General features: G+C 68.4%; 11 protein-coding genes and 1 pseudogene. All 12 read left to right on the top strand.

From position 1 onward, the window contains the following. Positions 1-26: 26 nt before the first annotated feature. The 12 genes and pseudogenes from CYAGR_RS01495 (at position 27) to CYAGR_RS01435 (ending at position 15068) form a co-directional block, all read left to right on the top strand. The gene (locus tag CYAGR_RS01495) at positions 27-2792 is read left to right on the top strand and encodes a cation-translocating P-type ATPase (RefSeq protein WP_015107989.1); all 2766 of its coding nucleotides are present in this window, start codon (positions 27-29) and stop codon (positions 2790-2792) included. 144 nt (positions 2793-2936) lie between these two features. Next, positions 2937-4853 (top strand): NAD(P)H-quinone oxidoreductase subunit F, encoded by a 1917-nt coding sequence (locus CYAGR_RS01490; protein WP_015107988.1) that lies wholly within the window; start codon positions 2937-2939, stop codon positions 4851-4853. Continuing rightward, positions 4853-6409, top strand: coding sequence for an NADH-quinone oxidoreductase subunit M (locus CYAGR_RS01485; protein WP_015107987.1), 1557 nt, complete (start codon positions 4853-4855; stop codon positions 6407-6409). The genes CYAGR_RS01490 and CYAGR_RS01485 overlap by 1 nt, the downstream gene beginning before the upstream one ends. Then, positions 6406-7716, top strand: coding sequence for a CO2 hydration protein (locus CYAGR_RS01480; protein WP_015107986.1), 1311 nt, complete (start codon positions 6406-6408; stop codon positions 7714-7716). Before CYAGR_RS01485 ends, CYAGR_RS01480 begins: the two co-directional genes overlap by 4 nt. A 9-nt stretch (positions 7717-7725) precedes the next feature. Continuing rightward, a complete protein-coding gene (locus CYAGR_RS01475; RefSeq protein WP_015107985.1) occupies positions 7726-8127 on the top strand; it encodes a fasciclin domain-containing protein in 402 nt (133 codons plus the stop codon). Continuing rightward, a complete protein-coding gene (locus tag CYAGR_RS01470; RefSeq protein ID WP_015107984.1) occupies positions 8124-9179 on the top strand; it encodes an amino acid ABC transporter substrate-binding protein in 1056 nt (351 codons plus the stop codon). The genes CYAGR_RS01475 and CYAGR_RS01470 overlap by 4 nt, the downstream gene beginning before the upstream one ends. Before the next feature lie 69 nt (positions 9180-9248). Beyond that, entirely contained in the window at positions 9249-9530 is a 282-nt protein-coding gene (locus tag CYAGR_RS18985; RefSeq protein ID WP_043325307.1) for a hypothetical protein, read from the top strand. A gap of 3 nt (positions 9531-9533) precedes the next feature. Continuing rightward, a pseudogene (locus CYAGR_RS01455) lies at positions 9534-11149 on the top strand (IS3 family transposase). 14 nt (positions 11150-11163) lie between these two features. Continuing rightward, on the top strand, positions 11164-12033 hold the full coding sequence (locus tag CYAGR_RS01450) for an amino acid ABC transporter substrate-binding protein (protein WP_083891328.1): 870 nt from the start codon (positions 11164-11166) through the stop codon (positions 12031-12033). Next, positions 12033-13055 (top strand): ABC transporter permease subunit, encoded by a 1023-nt coding sequence (locus CYAGR_RS01445; protein WP_015107983.1) that lies wholly within the window; start codon positions 12033-12035, stop codon positions 13053-13055. The genes CYAGR_RS01450 and CYAGR_RS01445 overlap by 1 nt, the downstream gene beginning before the upstream one ends. 1 nt (position 13056) lies before the next feature. Beyond that, positions 13057-14268: an amino acid ABC transporter permease gene (locus CYAGR_RS01440; protein ID WP_015107982.1), complete on the top strand. Its 1212-nt coding sequence runs from the start codon at positions 13057-13059 to the stop codon at positions 14266-14268. Positions 14269-14318: 50 nt separating this feature from the next. Then, positions 14319-15068, top strand: a complete 750-nt coding sequence (locus tag CYAGR_RS01435) for an amino acid ABC transporter ATP-binding protein (RefSeq protein ID WP_015107981.1) — start codon at positions 14319-14321, stop codon at positions 15066-15068. Positions 15069-15097 lie beyond the last annotated feature (29 nt).

Genomic DNA, 15097 nt, shown 5'->3' with positions numbered 1-15097 from the left:
GTTTGAGCGATTCGTGAGCCACCGCGTTGACCGCTTCCCCTGCCGCGAGCCCCTGGCACGCTCTGGCACCTGAAGAGTGCCTCAAGGGCCTCGAGGCCAGCGCCGACGGCCTGAGCACGGCCCAGTGTGCCGAACGCCTGGCCAGGGTTGGCCTGAACCGACTGGAACTCAAGGCAGGGCGCAGCAACCTGCGCATCCTCTGGGACCAGTTCAGCAACGTGATGCTGATCATGCTGCTGGCGGTGGCGGCGGTGTCCGCGGGTGTGGCCTACGCCGCCCAGCGGTTCCCCAAGGATGCGATCGCCATCGTGCTGATCGTGGGCCTCAACGCCCTGCTGGGCTATCTGCAGGAAAGCCGCGCCCAGCAGGCGCTGCAGGCCCTGCGCGACATGGCCCAGCCCCTGGTCACCGTGCGCCGTGACGGCATCTGGGAGCGGCTGCCGAGCGAGCAACTGGTGCCCGGGGACCTGATCCGGGTGGAGGCCGGCGATCGGGTGCCCGCCGACGCCCGCCTGCTGGAGGTGGCCGAACTGGGCCTGCGGGAGGCGGCCCTCACCGGCGAAGCCGAAGCGGTGAACAAGCTGGCTGTCCTGGTGCTGGAGCCTGGCACCCCTGTCCTGGAGCGCCAGAACTGCCTGTTCCAGGGCACCGAGGTGGTGCGGGGCCGCGGCCTAGGGGTGGTCACCGCCACGGGCATGCAGACCGAGCTGGGCAAGATCGCCGAGATGATCAACACCGCGGGTGGCGAGACCACACCGCTGCAGGAACGGCTCGACGGTCTGGCCAACGTGCTGGTCGGCTCCGCCCTGGCCCTGGTGGCCGTGGTGGTGCTTTTGGGCTGGCTGCTGGGCCAGCGCCTGCTTGATCTGTTGGAGGTGGCCCTGTCGATGGCGGTGGCGATCGTGCCGGAAGGCCTGCCGGCGGTGATCACCGTGACCCTGGCGATCGGCACCCAGCGCATGGTGCAGCGCGCCGCCCTGATCCGCCGCCTGCCGGCGGTGGAGGCCCTGGGTTCGGTCACGGTGATCTGCACCGACAAGACGGGCACCCTCACCCTCAACCGCCAGGTGGTGCAGGAGCTGCGCAGCGGCACCACGGCCCTGGCGGTCAGCGGCAACGGCTACGACCCCCACGGGGAGTTCCGGGCCACCGACCTGGCCCCGCCCGCGGGTGCCACGGGCGGCCTGGCCCCCGGTGGCCGGAATCTGCTGCTCCAGGCCGGAGTCCTCTGCAGCGACGCCGAACTCAAGCAGGAGCCGGATGGCCGCTGGGAGATCCTCGGTGACCCCACTGAAGGGGCCCTGGTAGTGGCCGCCGCCAAGGCCGATCTGGATGGCTTCGCCCTGCGCAGCCACTACAAGCGAGAGGCGGAGATCCCCTTCAGCTCGGAAAGGCAGCTCATGGCCGTCTGGGTGCAGGACAGCGAAGGCACCCTGCAAGCTCCCCTGGGGGCCAGTGCCACCGGTTCGGCCACCTTGATGATCAGCAAGGGGGCCCCCGAGGTGATCCTCGGCACCTGTGACCGCTGGCTCGATGGCTCCGGCGTGGCGGCCCTCAGCGAGGAGCAGCGCCAGTGGTGGCTGGACCAGGCGCGTGACCTGGCCGCCTCCGGCCTGCGGGTGCTCGCCTTCGCCTGCGCTCCCCACCACCCCAGCCCCGAGCAGGAACTGCAGCACCAGGTCTTGCTCGGTCTGATGGCCCAGCTCGATCCCGCCCGCCCCGAGGTGGCCATGGCGGTCTCCCGCTGCCGCGAGGCAGGAATCCGGCCGGTGATGATCACCGGCGACCATCCCCTCACTGCCCGGGCGATCGGCGTCAACATCGGCCTGGTGGACAGCGGGGCCGAGGTGGTGCTGGGCCGCCAGCTGGAGGAGGCCGATGCCGGCGAGCTGGCCGCCATCGTCGGCCGCTGCAACGTCTACGCCCGGGTGGCGCCGGAGCAGAAGCTGCGCATCGTCAAGGCGCTCCAGGGGCTGGGGCAGGTCGTCGCCATGACCGGCGACGGCGTCAACGACGCCCCGGCCCTGAAGCAGGCCCACATCGGCGTGGCCATGGGCATCACCGGCACCGAGGTGAGCAAGGAGGCCTCCGACATGGTGCTGCTCGATGACAACTTCGCCACGATCGTCAACGCCGTGGAGCAGGGGCGGCTGGTGTACGCCAACATCCGGCGCTTCATCAAGTACATCCTCGGCAGCAATGTGGGCGAGCTGATCACGATCGCCTCCGCCCCGCTGCTGGGTCTGGTGGGGGTGCCGATGACCCCGATCCAGATCCTCTGGATGAACCTGGTGACCGACGGGGTGCCCGCCCTGGCCCTGGCCCTGGAGCCCGGCGAGGCCGGCCTGATGCAGCGGCCACCCGCCGAACCCGGCGAGTCGATCTTCGCCCGGGGGATCGGCAGCTACATCCTGCGCATCGGCGTGGTGTTCGCCGCCATCACGATCACGATGATGGTCTACGCCTCCCGCTCCGGCGCCCCCTGGAAGACGATGGTCTTCACGATGCTGTGCCTGGCCCAGATGGGCCACGCGCTTGCCGCCCGCAGCGACCGTCCTCTGGTGCAGGTCAATCCCTTCACCAATCCCTGGCTGCTGGGAGCGGTGGTGTTCACCACCCTGCTGCAGTTGTCGCTGCTGTACGTGCCGGTGCTGGCCACATTCTTCGGCACCGTGCCCCTCTCGGGCCGTGACCTGGGCATCTGCGTGGGCTTCAGTCTGGTGTTCTTCCTGTACCTGGAACTGGAGAAGGTGTGGCGCCTGTGGCGCCGGCGCCGCAGCGCCAACGCCTGAGTCCCGGTCCGTCCCCGGCTGACTGATAACGAGTGCTTGGAGAAGCTATAGGTCTTTCCTTCCTGGAAAGGCCTCCGCCCGGCGCCTGGGATCTTAGTGTTCGCCACCACGCGGGCCATCTCCGGTCCCGACCGTTCTCCCGCCATGACCCTGTTCTTCGCCCAGACGGCCTGGCTGGTTCCGCTCTACCCCCTGGTGGCGTCCCTGCTGTCGCTGCTGTGGTCTCCGGGGCTGATCTCACGCACGGGCCCACGCCCCTGCGGCTATCTCAACCTCACCCTGGTGAGCGTGGCCTTCGTCCACAGCGCCGCCGCCCTGATGGCGCTGCATTCCAATTCCGCCGCCGGTGCGGCCGCTCTCTACAAGCCCCTCTCCTTCGGCTGGACCTGGCTGGAGACCGCCGGGCTCAAGGTGAGCTTCGACGGCCTGATCACCGAGCCGGCCCTGATCGCGATGACGGTGATCACCGGCCTGCATGTGCTGGTGCAGATCTACGCCATCGGCTATCTGGAGATGGACTGGGGCTGGCCCCGCTTCTTCGGGTCCCTGAGCTTCTTCGAGGCCGGTCTGTGCGCCCTGGTGCTCACGGACTCGCTGTTCTTCAGCTATGTGATCCTCGAGCTGCTCACCCTGGGTACCTACCTGATCGTGGGCACCTGGTACAACCAGCCCCTGGTGGTCAAGGGCGCACGCGATGCGTTCCTCACCAAGCGGATCGGCGACCTGATCCTGCTGGCGGGCCTGATCGCCCTGCTGCCGATCACCGGCACCTGGAACTTCCACGGGCTGCAGGCCTGGGCCGCCGATCAGATCAACAACGGCAACCCCCTTCCCCAGTTTCTGCCGTTGATCCTGCTGGCCTTGATCGCCGGGCCGATGGGCAAGTGCGCCCAGATCCCCCTCCACCTGTGGCTCGATGAGGCCATGGAGAGTCCCTTGCCCTCCACCGTGCTCCGTAACTCGGTGGTGGTGGTGGGCGGTGCCTGGGTGCTGCTGCGGCTTGAGCCCCTGATCGAACTGAGCCCCCTGGTGCAGACCGTGCTCGTGATCGTGGGCGGAACCACCGCACTGGTGGCCTCCCTGATCGCCCTCGCCCAGATCGATGTGAAGCGCGCCCTCTCCTTCCTGGTGAGCAGCTGGCTCGGCCTGCTGTTCGTGGCGGTGGGTCTGGGCGGCATCAGCGTGGCCGATCACCTGATGCTGGTGTATCCCCTGCCGATGGCGCTGATGTTGATGGTGATCGGCGCCATCGTGATCACCAACGTCACCCAGGACCTCACCCAGCTCGGGGGCCTGTGGAGCAAGCGTCCGCTGATGGGCTTGGCCTTCCTCACAGGCGCGGCCGGCCTGATGGCACTGCCACCCTTCGGTGGCTTCGCCGCCCTGCGCGAGCTGCTTGAGTTGACCGCCGAGAGCTCCCACCCCGTGCTGCTCGGCTCCCTGGTGCTGTTCACCAATGCCCTGATCAGCGCCGGCCTGATCCGCGTGTTCGGCCTGATCTTCGGAGGCCGTCCCTCGGTGTTCACAACCCGCTCCCCGGAGGTGCTGTGGCTGATGGCCCTGCCCACCCTCGTGCTGATGGGGCTGGTGCTGCACCTGCCGCAGCTGATGGTGATCAACGGTGTCTTCGCCCTGTCCCCCCTTCCGGGCTGGGGTCCGCTGGCGGTGCCCCTGCTGATCTCCACCCTCGTGGGCGGCGGCCTCTCGGCGGCGTTTTACCTGCGGCCCCACCCCCTGGCCCATCTGCCCGCCGCCCTCGGCGGCCTGCAGGACTGGCTGGCCCACGACATGCAGACCGAGCGCTTCTACCACCGCACCGTGGTGTGGCTGGTGGTGGCCTTGGCCCGGCTCAGCGCCTGGTCGGATGACCGGCTGTTCGAGGGCTTCAGTGGTGCCTCCGGCAGCGCCGCCCTCGAGGGTGCCCGCCGCCTCAGCTTCACCACCTCCGGCCGCACCCAGGCCTATGCCCTCACCCTCCTTCTCGGGGTGCTGCTGATGGCCGCCTGGCTGCTGGCCTCCGCCCCTTCCGTTTCGTCCGAACTCGTTCGCCCGTTCCGCTGATGGGATCGTCCTCGCTCCTGCTTCTCCTGGCCGCACCCCTGGCCGGCACCCTGCTGCTGCCCCTGCTGCCGGCCACCGTTCCTTCCGTTCGGGTCCGCGGCATCGCGGCCCTGTTCGGCGCCCTTCAGCTCCTGGTGGGCCTGCTCTGTTGGCAGTACCCCCCCGCCGACCTGCAGCTTTCCTGGCTGCCGAAACTCGGCCTCCGGCTCGATCTCGGTCTGGATGGCCTCTCGCTGCCGCTGGTGCTGCTCACCGCGCTGATCACCTCTCTTTCGATCCTCTCGGCAGCGGCTGACCAGTCCCGGCCGCGGCTGTTCTTCTCCCTGATGCTGGCCACCAACCTGGGTGTGGTCGCGGGATTGCTGGCCCGCAACGCCCTGCTGTTCCTCCTGGCCTTCGAGCTGGTGCTGATCCCGATCACCCTGCTGGTGGCGGTCTGGGGGGGCGAGAAACGGGCCGGTGCCGCGGTGCGTTTCCTGCTCTACAGCGCCGTCTCCGGCCTGGCCCTGCTGGCGGCCGTGCTGGCCTTCGCCTGGTTCAATCCCGCCGGTCCGCTCTTCGCTTTCGAGGATCTTCGCCAGGCCCAGTTCTCCCCCACGGCCCAACGCTGGATCCTGGCGCTGCTGCTGCTCTCCTTCGGCCTGAAGCTTCCTGTCTTTCCCCTGCACGGCTGGCAGCCCTTCACCTACGGCCAGGCCCCCACCCCGGTGGTGATGCTGCTGGCGGGCTCCGTCTCCAAGCTGGGCGCCTACGGCCTGCTGCGCTTCGGCGTGGGCTTCCTTCCGGACACCTGGGCCGCCTGGTCGCCCTGGATCGCCGCTGCCGGCGCCATCAGCGCGGTCTACGGGGCGCTCAACGCCATCGCCCAGAGCGACATCCGCCGCCTGATGGCCTTCAGCTCCCTCGGCCACATGGGCCTGCTGGTGCTTGGGCTCTCGGCCGCCACCCCCCTGAGTCTGCAGGGGGCGGTGGCCCAGATGCTCGCCCACGGCATCATCGTGGCCCTGCTGTTCGCCTGCGTCGGCCTGATTGAACGCAAGACTGGCACCACGTCCATCCCCGAGCTCTCGGGCCTGATGAATCCGCTGCGCGGGCTGCCCTTCACCATGGGCATGCTGCTGCTGGCCATGATGGCGGCCGCCGGCATCCCCGGCCTGGCGGGCTTCCCGGCCGAGCTGATGGTGTTCGAGGGCAGCTGGACCACCTTCCCCCGCGCCACCCTGGTCAGCCTGATCGCCTCGGGCTTCACCGCCGTCTACGCCATCCGCCTCTTCAACAGGGTGGGCTTCGGCCGCCTCGATAACGAGCGCGCCGAATGGAGCTCCACCTGCTGGAGCGAGCGGGCGCCGGCCATGGCCCTCACCGTTCTGGTGATCGCGGCGGGGCTCTGGCCTACGGCCCTCACGGGCTGGAGTGAGACCGAATCCACTGGCCTGGCCCTGCGCACCCAGCCGTTCCTCAGCCGGGATGCCGCCCAGCCCCTCACCCTCGCCGCCGCCGCCTCCCCCCTGGTCGCCGTCACCCTCCCTTCCGCCTCGGAGCTGCGCACGTCATGACACCCCCCACCGCCACGGCCACCGAGACCGTCACCGCTCCCCTGATCCCGCCCTCCACCCATCGCTATGCCGATGTGATCCACCGGCTGGAGGCCGGCGGCTCGATGCTGCCGGACACGCCGGAGAACCTGATGCAGATCATCGGCATTTACAAGGCCTATGCCGTGCCGATGGACTTCTACTGGCGCGACCTGCTCTACATCGCCGAGCAGGTGTTCCTCGATCCCCTCCCGGCCTTCAAGTACTTTCCCAGCCAGGAGTACCTCGATCTCCCCAATTCCTACGCGGGCGATCAGTCGAAGCTGCGGATCTGGCGTGGTGGTGAAAAGGCCCATCCTGAACTGCTGGAGTTCATGGAGAAGGGCGAAACCGGCAAGATGTCGAAGCTGCTCCATCACCTCTGGCACGACCGGATCAACATGGAGTTCGCCGAGGCGTGCATGGAAGCCATGCTCTGGCATCAGGGCATGGGCGGCCGCTTCTACGACTATCTCGCCAGTGACGCTTACCGGGTCAACGCCGATCGCGCCATCAAGGCCTACTTCCGCGGCAATCCGCTGATGCTTGGCCTCTATCGCCTGTTCCCTGAGATGTTCATGGAGCAGGTGAAGAAGATGAGCTACTACGCCAACCTCGGCCTGTTCTGGGAGGTGATGGCGCCGGTGTTCTTCGAGATGAGCGACATCTACGACGAGGGAGGTTTCAAGGGTGTTCCTGACGCCATGAACTTCCTGGTGAACGGGATCTTCGCCGTAGCGGGCCGGCCCATCTATCACCACGTTTACATCAAGGGCGAGTGTTTCGAGATCATCCCCAAGAGCGAAGGCTTCACCTGGCTCTATGAAGCGGCTCTCCCCTACGTGGAGGCGGTCTTCTATCGCACGGCGCCATTTCGCGGCACCAAGAGCTACAACGCCCAGGCCTATCAGGTACCTGCCGATCAGGCCGATTTTCACTACGGCATCCTCTATGCCGACGTGTTCCCCGTGGGCTCGGCCGGCATCCCTCCCACCCTGCTGATGCAGGACATGCTGCATTTCCTGCCGCCCTATCTGGAGGAGCTTTACAAGCACCACAAGCGTGGCGATGAGGACAAGCTCATCCAGCTGGGCATCACCTTCCAGCGCTCCATGTACAACGTCACCTCGGCGGTGATCCAGGCCCTGCGCTGCGCCCTGCTCTATCCCCTCGATGACACCGACCCTGTCCATCTGATGGCCAACCGGAAGTTCTTCGAGGCCCAGATGGATCGCTTCCTGCGGCCCGAGGCGCGCCTGCCCCAGATCCAGACCCAGGACTACCGCTAGGAGACTCCCATGGCCAACATCATCGAAACCGCCAAGGGAGCCGGGGTCTTCGGCACCCTGCTCACCGCCGTCGAGGTGGCCGGTCTCACCGGCGCCCTGGAGAGCCCCGGCCCCTTCACCGTCTTCGCCCCCGTCGACGACGCCTTCGCGGCCCTGCCCCCGGGCACGGTCCAGACCCTGGTGGACAACGTCCCCCAGCTGGCCCGGATCCTCAAATTCCATGTGCTCTCCGGCGCCTACCTGCGGGAGCAACTGGTGACGCAGCCGGAATGGGAGAGCCTGGAAGGGGCGCCGGTGGCGATCCGCCGGGCCGAGCCCTTCGAGGTCAAGAACGCCACCGTCGTCTCCGCCGACATCGTCTGTGACAACGGCATCGTGCACGTGATCGACCGGGTGATCCTGCCCGGATGACCAGAGCGGGGCTGCTGGCGGTCCTGGGAGGCCTGTTCGCCGGCCTGGTGGGCTGCGCCGCCGGCAACGACGCCCCCGGCAGCCCCACCATGGCCAAGATCCGCGAGCGGGGACGGCTGGTCTGCGCCGTCGATGGGGCGGTGCCGGGATTCAGCACGGTGGGCCCCGGCGGCGCCTTCGTGGGCATCGACGCCGACTTCTGCCGAGCGGTGGCCGCCGCGGTGCTCGGTGACCCCAGCAAGGTGGAGTTCCGGCCGGTGACGGCCGGCGAGCGTTTCGTGGCCCTGAGCAGCGGCGAGGTGGATCTGCTCTCGATCAGCTCCACCCACACCCTCAGCCGTGACGCCCCGGGGGGCAATGCCCTCAGCTTTGGGCCTGTCTTCTTCTATGACGGCCAGGGGGTGATGGTGCCGGTGGCCAGCGGCATCCGCAGCCTGCGACAGCTGGCCGGCAAGCCGATCTGCGTCGAGAGCGGCACCAACACCGAGCTGAACCTGGCCGATCGCATGCGCGAACTGGGGATCCCCTACCAGCCGCTGCGGTTCCAGTCGGGCGAGCAGGCTTATCCGGCCTACGAGCAGGGCCGCTGCGCCGCCATCACCAGCGACAGCTCCCTGCTGGCGGCCAAGCGCAGCGGCTTCAAGGAGCCGGCGGCCCATGGGCTGCTCCCCGAGCTGCTCAGCAAGGAACCCAGCGCCAAGGTGACGGTGCAGGCCGATCCGGCCTGGGCCGATGCCGTGCGCTGGATCAGCCACACCCTGGTCCAGGCGGAGGAGAGCGGCCTCACCCAGGCGAACATCGAGGCCCGCCTCGCCGCGGCCCGGCGGGACCCCAGCCAGGCCGAAGCGCGCCGCTTCCTGGGGATCGAAGGGGATTTCGGCCGCCAGCTGGGCCTGCCCGCCGACTTCACGGTGCGGGTGGTCAAGGCGGTGGGCCACTACGGGGAGCTGTTCGAACGTCACCTGGGCCGCGCCACCCCCCTGGGGCTGGAGCGGGGCCTCAACCGGCTCTGGAGCCAGGGCGGTCTGCACATCGCGCCCCCCTTCCGCTGAGGAGGTTCCACAGGGCCTACCTGCACCGGCCCGCACCTGCAACAATGCGGCCACCTTTACGTCGCAGGCATGTTCCGGAACCGGACCCGCTCCCTGGTGGTTTCCCTCTGTGCCGCAGGCCTGCTGGCCGGTTGCGCCGGCGATGGTGGCGGCGTGCAGAGCCAGAAGCTCTCCACGATCACGGGGCGGGGCAAGCTGATCTGCGGGGTGGAAGGCAAGCTGCCCGGCTTCAGCTTCGTGGGCCCCGACGGCAAGTACCTGGGCCTCGACGTGGACGTCTGCAAGGCCGCCCCCGGGTTCAGGAAAGATGTCACCCCTCTCATTCGTACACCCGGGGGCTTGAGGACATGACCAATGCGTCGTTACAGCGAGGCCGTCAAGGCTGATGTGAGGAGGCGGATGACCCCGCCGCACCGGCAGAGCGTGGCCCGGATTTCAGAAGAGCTGGGCATCCACGTGATCACCCTCTACAAATGGAGGAAGACCTGGCGGTTGCAGGGAGAAGTGGTGCCGGCATCCGAGAAGGAACCAGAAGGCTGGAGTGCTGCCGACAAGTTCACGGTGGTGCTGGAGACCGCTGGCCTCAATGCCACCGAGCTCAGCGCCTACTGCAGGGAGCGGGGGCTGTTTCCTGAGCAGGTGAGCCGTTGGCGGCAGGCAGCCCAGGATGCCAACGCCAAGCCGGTGCTGACGATGGCCGAGCAGAAGGAGCTCGAGAAGCTCCGCGCCCAGGACCAGCGGGAGATCAAGGCCCTCAAGAAGGAGCTGCAGCGCAAGGAGAAGGCCCTGGCGGAGGCGGCAGCCTTGCTGGTGCTGCGAAAAAAGTGGGAGGCCTTCTGTTCGGAGGACGAGGAAGGCTGACCAGCGCCGCGCACCGGCGGAAGGTGATCGAGCTGATCGGCGAGGCGAATGCCGCTGGCGCCGGCCTGGTGAGCGCCTGCGCTGAGATCGGCATCTGCCTGCGCACCCTCAAACGCTGGCGGAAGGCCTTTGGTGGTGATGGGGACGGCGAGGATCGCCGTAAAGGCAGCCCCCGCGATGTCGCTCACCGCCTGAGCGAGGAGGAGCGGCAGCGGATCCTGCTCACCTGCAACCAGCCGGAGTACGCCTCGCTGCCGCCGGGACAGATCGTGCCGGCCCTGGCTGATCAGGGGCTCTACATCGGCTCTGAGAGCAGCTTTTATCGGGTGTTGCACCAGGCGGGGCAGTGCCACCGCCGAGGCCGGGCCCGGCTGCCGCAGGAACCGCGCTCCGTGCCGCGTCTGATGGCGGATCGCCCCAATGCGGTCTGGTCGTGGGACATCACCTATCTGCCGACCACGGTGCGGGGTGTTTGGCTGTACCTCTACCTGGTGATCGACGTCTGGAGCCGCAAGGTGGTGGCCTGGGATGTGGCCGAGGTGGAGTCGGCTGAGATCGCGGCTGATCTGGTGCAGCGGGCCTGCCTCAAGGAGCGCTACCGCCGGCCCAGTGGCTTTGGCAGCCACCAGTGCCACCAGCCTCCACTGATCCTCCACGCCGACAACGGCAATGCCATGCGTGGGGCCACGTTGGAATCGCGGCTGGAGGAGATGGGAGTGCTCAGATCCTTTTCCAGGCCAAGAGTCTCAAATGACAACCCCTACTCAGAATCCCTATTCCGAACGGTCAAGTACCGGCCCGACTACCCGAGTCGGCCATTCGCCAGTAAAGACGAGGCATGCGAGTGGGTGAAAGCGTTCGTGGACTGGTACAACCACCGGCACCGCCACAGCGGCATCAAATTCGTGACGCCCCATCAACGCCACAGCGGAGCGGCCACGGCAATTTGCCAGAGGCGCTCCGAGGTCTACGAGACAGCCCGCCGGGCAAATCCATCACGATGGAGCCGAAGCACCCGCTGCTGGCGTCAACCCGAAGAAGTGTGGATCAACAAGCCAGCAGAAGAGCCCGAAGTGATCAAGGCGCTACCCTTGATTCAGGCCGCCTGAGTGGCAGCTAAGGAGTGACACCTTCCCTGAAAGTCACCGCCGTGGCCGCTGCGGTACTGGGGGATCCCGAGAAGGTGGAATACCGCGACCTGAACTCCAGCGAGCGCTTCGCGGCCCTGGCCAGCGGCGAGGTGGACCTGCTCTCGCGCAACACCACCATGACCCTCAGCCGCGATGCGGCCGGCGGCAACGGCCTCAGCTTCGCCCCCACCACCTTCTATGACGGTCAGGGCGTGCTGGTGCCGGTGGCCAGCGGCATCAAGGACCTCAAGGGCCTCGCCGGCAAGCCGATCTGCGTCGAGAGCGGCACCACCACCGAGCTCAACCTGGCCGACCGGATGCGGGAGCAGAACATCCCCTACACGCCGCTGAAGTTCCAGACCAGCGACCAGACCTTCGCCGCCTACCTCGGCGACCGTTGCGTGGCCGTGACCAGCGACCGCTCCCAGCTGGCCGGCAAGCGCACCAGCTTCCCCAAACCGGACGACCACACCCTGCTGCCGGTGGTGATGAGCAAGGAGCCCCTCACCCCCGCCACCACCAACGGCGATCCGGCCTGGGCGGATGCGGTGCGCTGGATCGTCTACGGCCTGATGCAGGCCGAGGAGAGCGGCATCACCCAGGCGAATATCGACGCCAAGCTGGCCGAGGCCAAGGCCAACACCAACCAGGCCGACCTGCGCCGCTTCCTGGGGGTGGAGGGTGACTTCGGCAAGCAGCTCGGCCTGCCGCCCGACTTCGTGGTCAAGGCGGTGAAGGCCGTGGGCAACTACGGCGAGATCTTCGATCGCAACGTCGGGCCCGCCTCCGCCCTCAAGCTTGACCGCGGCCTCAACCGCCAGTGGAAGGACGGTGGCCTGATCTACTCGCCGCCCTTCCGTTGATGGCGCCGGTGCCCCCCGCCGACCCGGCCCCTGCCCCACCAGCTCCGCCATCGCCGCCCTGGTGGCGCGACCGCCGCATCGTGCCCTGGGTGGTGCAGGCGGTGGTGGGACTGCTGGTGCTGCTGCTGATCGCCTTCCTGCTGGGCAATCTGGTGCGCAACCTCACCGCCGCCGGCCTGCTGCTGAGCTGGCGCTGGCTGCAACAGCCCGCCGGCTTCGATATCTCGGAATCGGTGATTCCCTTCAATGCCCAGCTGCCCTACTGGCGCGCCCTGGCCGCCGGTCTGGTCAACACGATCCGGGCGGTGCTGGTGGGCCTGGTGGGGGCCACCCTGCTGGGCACCCTGGTGGGGATGGCCTCCTTCAGCCACAACGGCCTGCTGCGGCGGCTGGCGCGGGTCTACGTGGAGGTGGTGCGCAACATCCCCCTGCTGCTGCAGCTGGTGTTCTGGTACTTCGTGGTGTTCCTCACCCTGCCCAACGGCGTGGCGGCGATCCAGCTCCCCGGCGTGGTGCTGGCCAAATCGGGGCTCTACATCGCCGGTTTCGGTGAGGGGCTGCGCTGGATGGGGCCCAGCCTCGTCAACGGGGTCTGGCAGGCACCGGTGCGGCTCAGCGTCGAGTTCGGGGCCCTGCTCACCGGCCTGATCGTGTACTCCGGCGCCTTCATCGCCGAGGTGGTGCGGGGCGGCATCGCCGCCGTGCCGAAGGGGCAGTGGGAGGCGGCCTCCTCCCTGGGGCTGAGCTGGTTCGCCACCCTGCGCCGCATCGTCCTGCCCCAGTCGCTGCGGGTGATCGTGCCGGGGCTCAACACCCAGTACATCTCCCTGGCCAAGAACTCCTCCCTGGCCGTGGCGGTGGGCTACACCGACCTCTATTCCGTCGCCGAGACCACCCTCAACCAGACCGGACGGGCCGTGGAGGTGGTGCTGGTGCTGCTGGCGGCCTACCTCACCCTCGACCTGCTGATCTCGGCCCTGATGAACGGTCTCAACCATCTGGTCCAGATCCGGGAGCGCTGAGTTGCAAGCCCTTCTGCGCCGCCTGCGCTCCGAACTGTTCGCCACCCCCGCCGACGCGGCGCTGAGCCTGGCCCTGATCACGCTGCTCAGCCTGGGGGCTTTCGGTTTCCTGCGCTGGGCCCTCACCCAGGCCCAGTGGGCCGTGGTGAAGGTGAACAGCACCCTGTTCGCCGTGGGGCGCTACCCGATCGAGCAGCAATGGCGCCTCTGGCTGCTCACCGCCCTGCTGGTGGCGGCCAGCGGCGCCACCTGGGGCCTGCTGCGCGCCCACCCCCGCCCCGACCGCACCGGGGTGCTGTGGCCCAGCAACGACCGGCTGGCCCTGGCGCTGCTGGCCCTGATCGCCCTGGCCGTGCCCTCGGCCCTCGGTCTGACCCTGGCCATCCAGTCCCGCTGGTGGGGGTTCATCCTGCTGCTGGCCCTCTGCCGCTGGCTGGCCGGCCGCTACGGGACCCGGCTGTCGTCCACCGGCCGGCGGCTGGCCGCCCTGGTGTGGCCGCTGCTCTACCTGGGGGGCATGGTGCTGATCAGCGGCGGGCTGGGGCTGGTCACCGTGTCCCCTTCGGAATGGGGCGGGCTGCTGCTCACCCTGCTGGCCTCGAGCTTCGCCATCCTCCTGTGCTTCCCGATCGGGGTGCTGCTGGCCCTGGGACGCCGCAGCGAGCTGCCCCTGTTGCGCTGGGGCTCGGTGCTCTACATCGAGTTCATCCGCGGCGCGCCGCTGATCACCCTGCTGTTCCTCGGCCAGAACATCCTCGGCTTCCTTCTGCCCGGCGGGCTCGCCCCTGAGCGGGTCTGGCGGGCGGCCTGGGTGCTCACCTTCTTCGCCGCCGCCTACCTGGCGGAGGCGGTGCGCTCCGGCCTGGCGGCGGTGCCGCGGGGCCAGCTGGAGGCCGCCCGCTCCCTCGGCCTCTCCTACCCCAAGGCCCTGCAGCACGTGGTGCTGCCCCAGGCGCTGCGGGTGGCCCTGCCGGCCATGGTGGGCCAGTTCATCTCGCTCCTGCAGGACACCACCCTGCTGTCACTGATCGGATTGCTGGAACTGCTCGGCACGGCCCGCACCGTGATGGCCAACCCGGCTTTCCTGGGCCGAAACGGTGAGGTGTACCTCACCCTGGCCGTGCTGTTCTGGGGCTGCTGTGCCGCCCTCGGTCTGGGCAGCCGGGCCCTGGAGCGGCGCCTCGATCCCCACGCGGTGCCCAGCGCCACCTGAGACGGTTCGCCACCACCCGACTCCCCCGCCTCTTTTCCGCCTCCCGCACCATGAGCCAACCCAGCAGCGAACTGATGATCGAGGCGCGGGCCGTGGAGAAGTGGTATCCCAACGGATTCCAGGCCCTGCGCGGCGCCAGCCTGACGGTGCGGCGCGGCGAGGTGGTGGTGATCATGGGCCCTTCGGGCTCGGGCAAGAGCACCTTCATCCGCACCTTCAACGCCCTGGAGGACTTCCAGAAGGGCAGCATCACCGTCGACGGGATCGTGCTCTCCAACGACCTGCGCAACATCGACGCCGTCCGCCGGGAGGTGGGGATGGTGTTCCAGCAGTTCAACCTGTTTCCGCACCTTTCCGTGCTGGACAACCTCACCCTGGCGCCGGTGCTGGTGCGAAAGCGCCCCAAGGCCGAGGTGGAGAAGCAGGCCTGGGCCCTGCTGGAGCGGGTGGGCATCGCTGAGCAGGCCGGCAAGTATCCCGGCCAGCTCTCGGGGGGCCAGCAGCAGCGGGTGGCGATCGCCCGGGCCCTCTGCATGGAACCCCGCATCCTCCTGTTCGATGAACCCACCAGCGCCCTCGACCCGGAGATGGTGCGGGAGGTGCTGGAGGTGATGCAGGATCTCGCCGCCGACGACATCACCATGGTGGTGGTGACCCACGAGGTGAAATTCGCCCGTCACGTGGCCCACCGGGTGGTGCTGATGGCCGACGGCGAGGTGGTGGAGGAGGCCGAACCGGAGGTGTTCTTCACCAACCCCAGCCACGAGCGCACCCGCCGCTTCCTGGATCAGATCCTCTGAGGGAGTCCGCCATCGGGAGGCGCGGCGGG

Source organism: Cyanobium gracile PCC 6307, assembly GCF_000316515.1.
Taxonomy (GTDB): domain Bacteria; phylum Cyanobacteriota; class Cyanobacteriia; order PCC-6307; family Cyanobiaceae; genus Cyanobium; species Cyanobium gracile.
This window is presented reverse-complemented; position numbering and strand designations above follow the sequence as displayed.

Coding starts and splice junctions, on each gene's coding strand:
- CYAGR_RS01490 (WP_015107988.1), top strand. CDS start 2,937: ATGACCCTGTTCTTCGCCCAGACGGCCTGGCTGGTTCCGCTCTACCCC.
- CYAGR_RS01485 (WP_015107987.1), top strand. CDS start 4,853: ATGGGATCGTCCTCGCTCCTGCTTCTCCTGGCCGCACCCCTGGCCGGC.
- CYAGR_RS01480 (WP_015107986.1), top strand. CDS start 6,406: ATGACACCCCCCACCGCCACGGCCACCGAGACCGTCACCGCTCCCCTG.
- CYAGR_RS01475 (WP_015107985.1), top strand. CDS start 7,726: ATGGCCAACATCATCGAAACCGCCAAGGGAGCCGGGGTCTTCGGCACC.
- CYAGR_RS01470 (WP_015107984.1), top strand. CDS start 8,124: ATGACCAGAGCGGGGCTGCTGGCGGTCCTGGGAGGCCTGTTCGCCGGC.
- CYAGR_RS18985 (WP_043325307.1), top strand. CDS start 9,249: ATGTTCCGGAACCGGACCCGCTCCCTGGTGGTTTCCCTCTGTGCCGCA.
- CYAGR_RS01445 (WP_015107983.1), top strand. CDS start 12,033: ATGGCGCCGGTGCCCCCCGCCGACCCGGCCCCTGCCCCACCAGCTCCG.
- CYAGR_RS01435 (WP_015107981.1), top strand. CDS start 14,319: ATGAGCCAACCCAGCAGCGAACTGATGATCGAGGCGCGGGCCGTGGAG.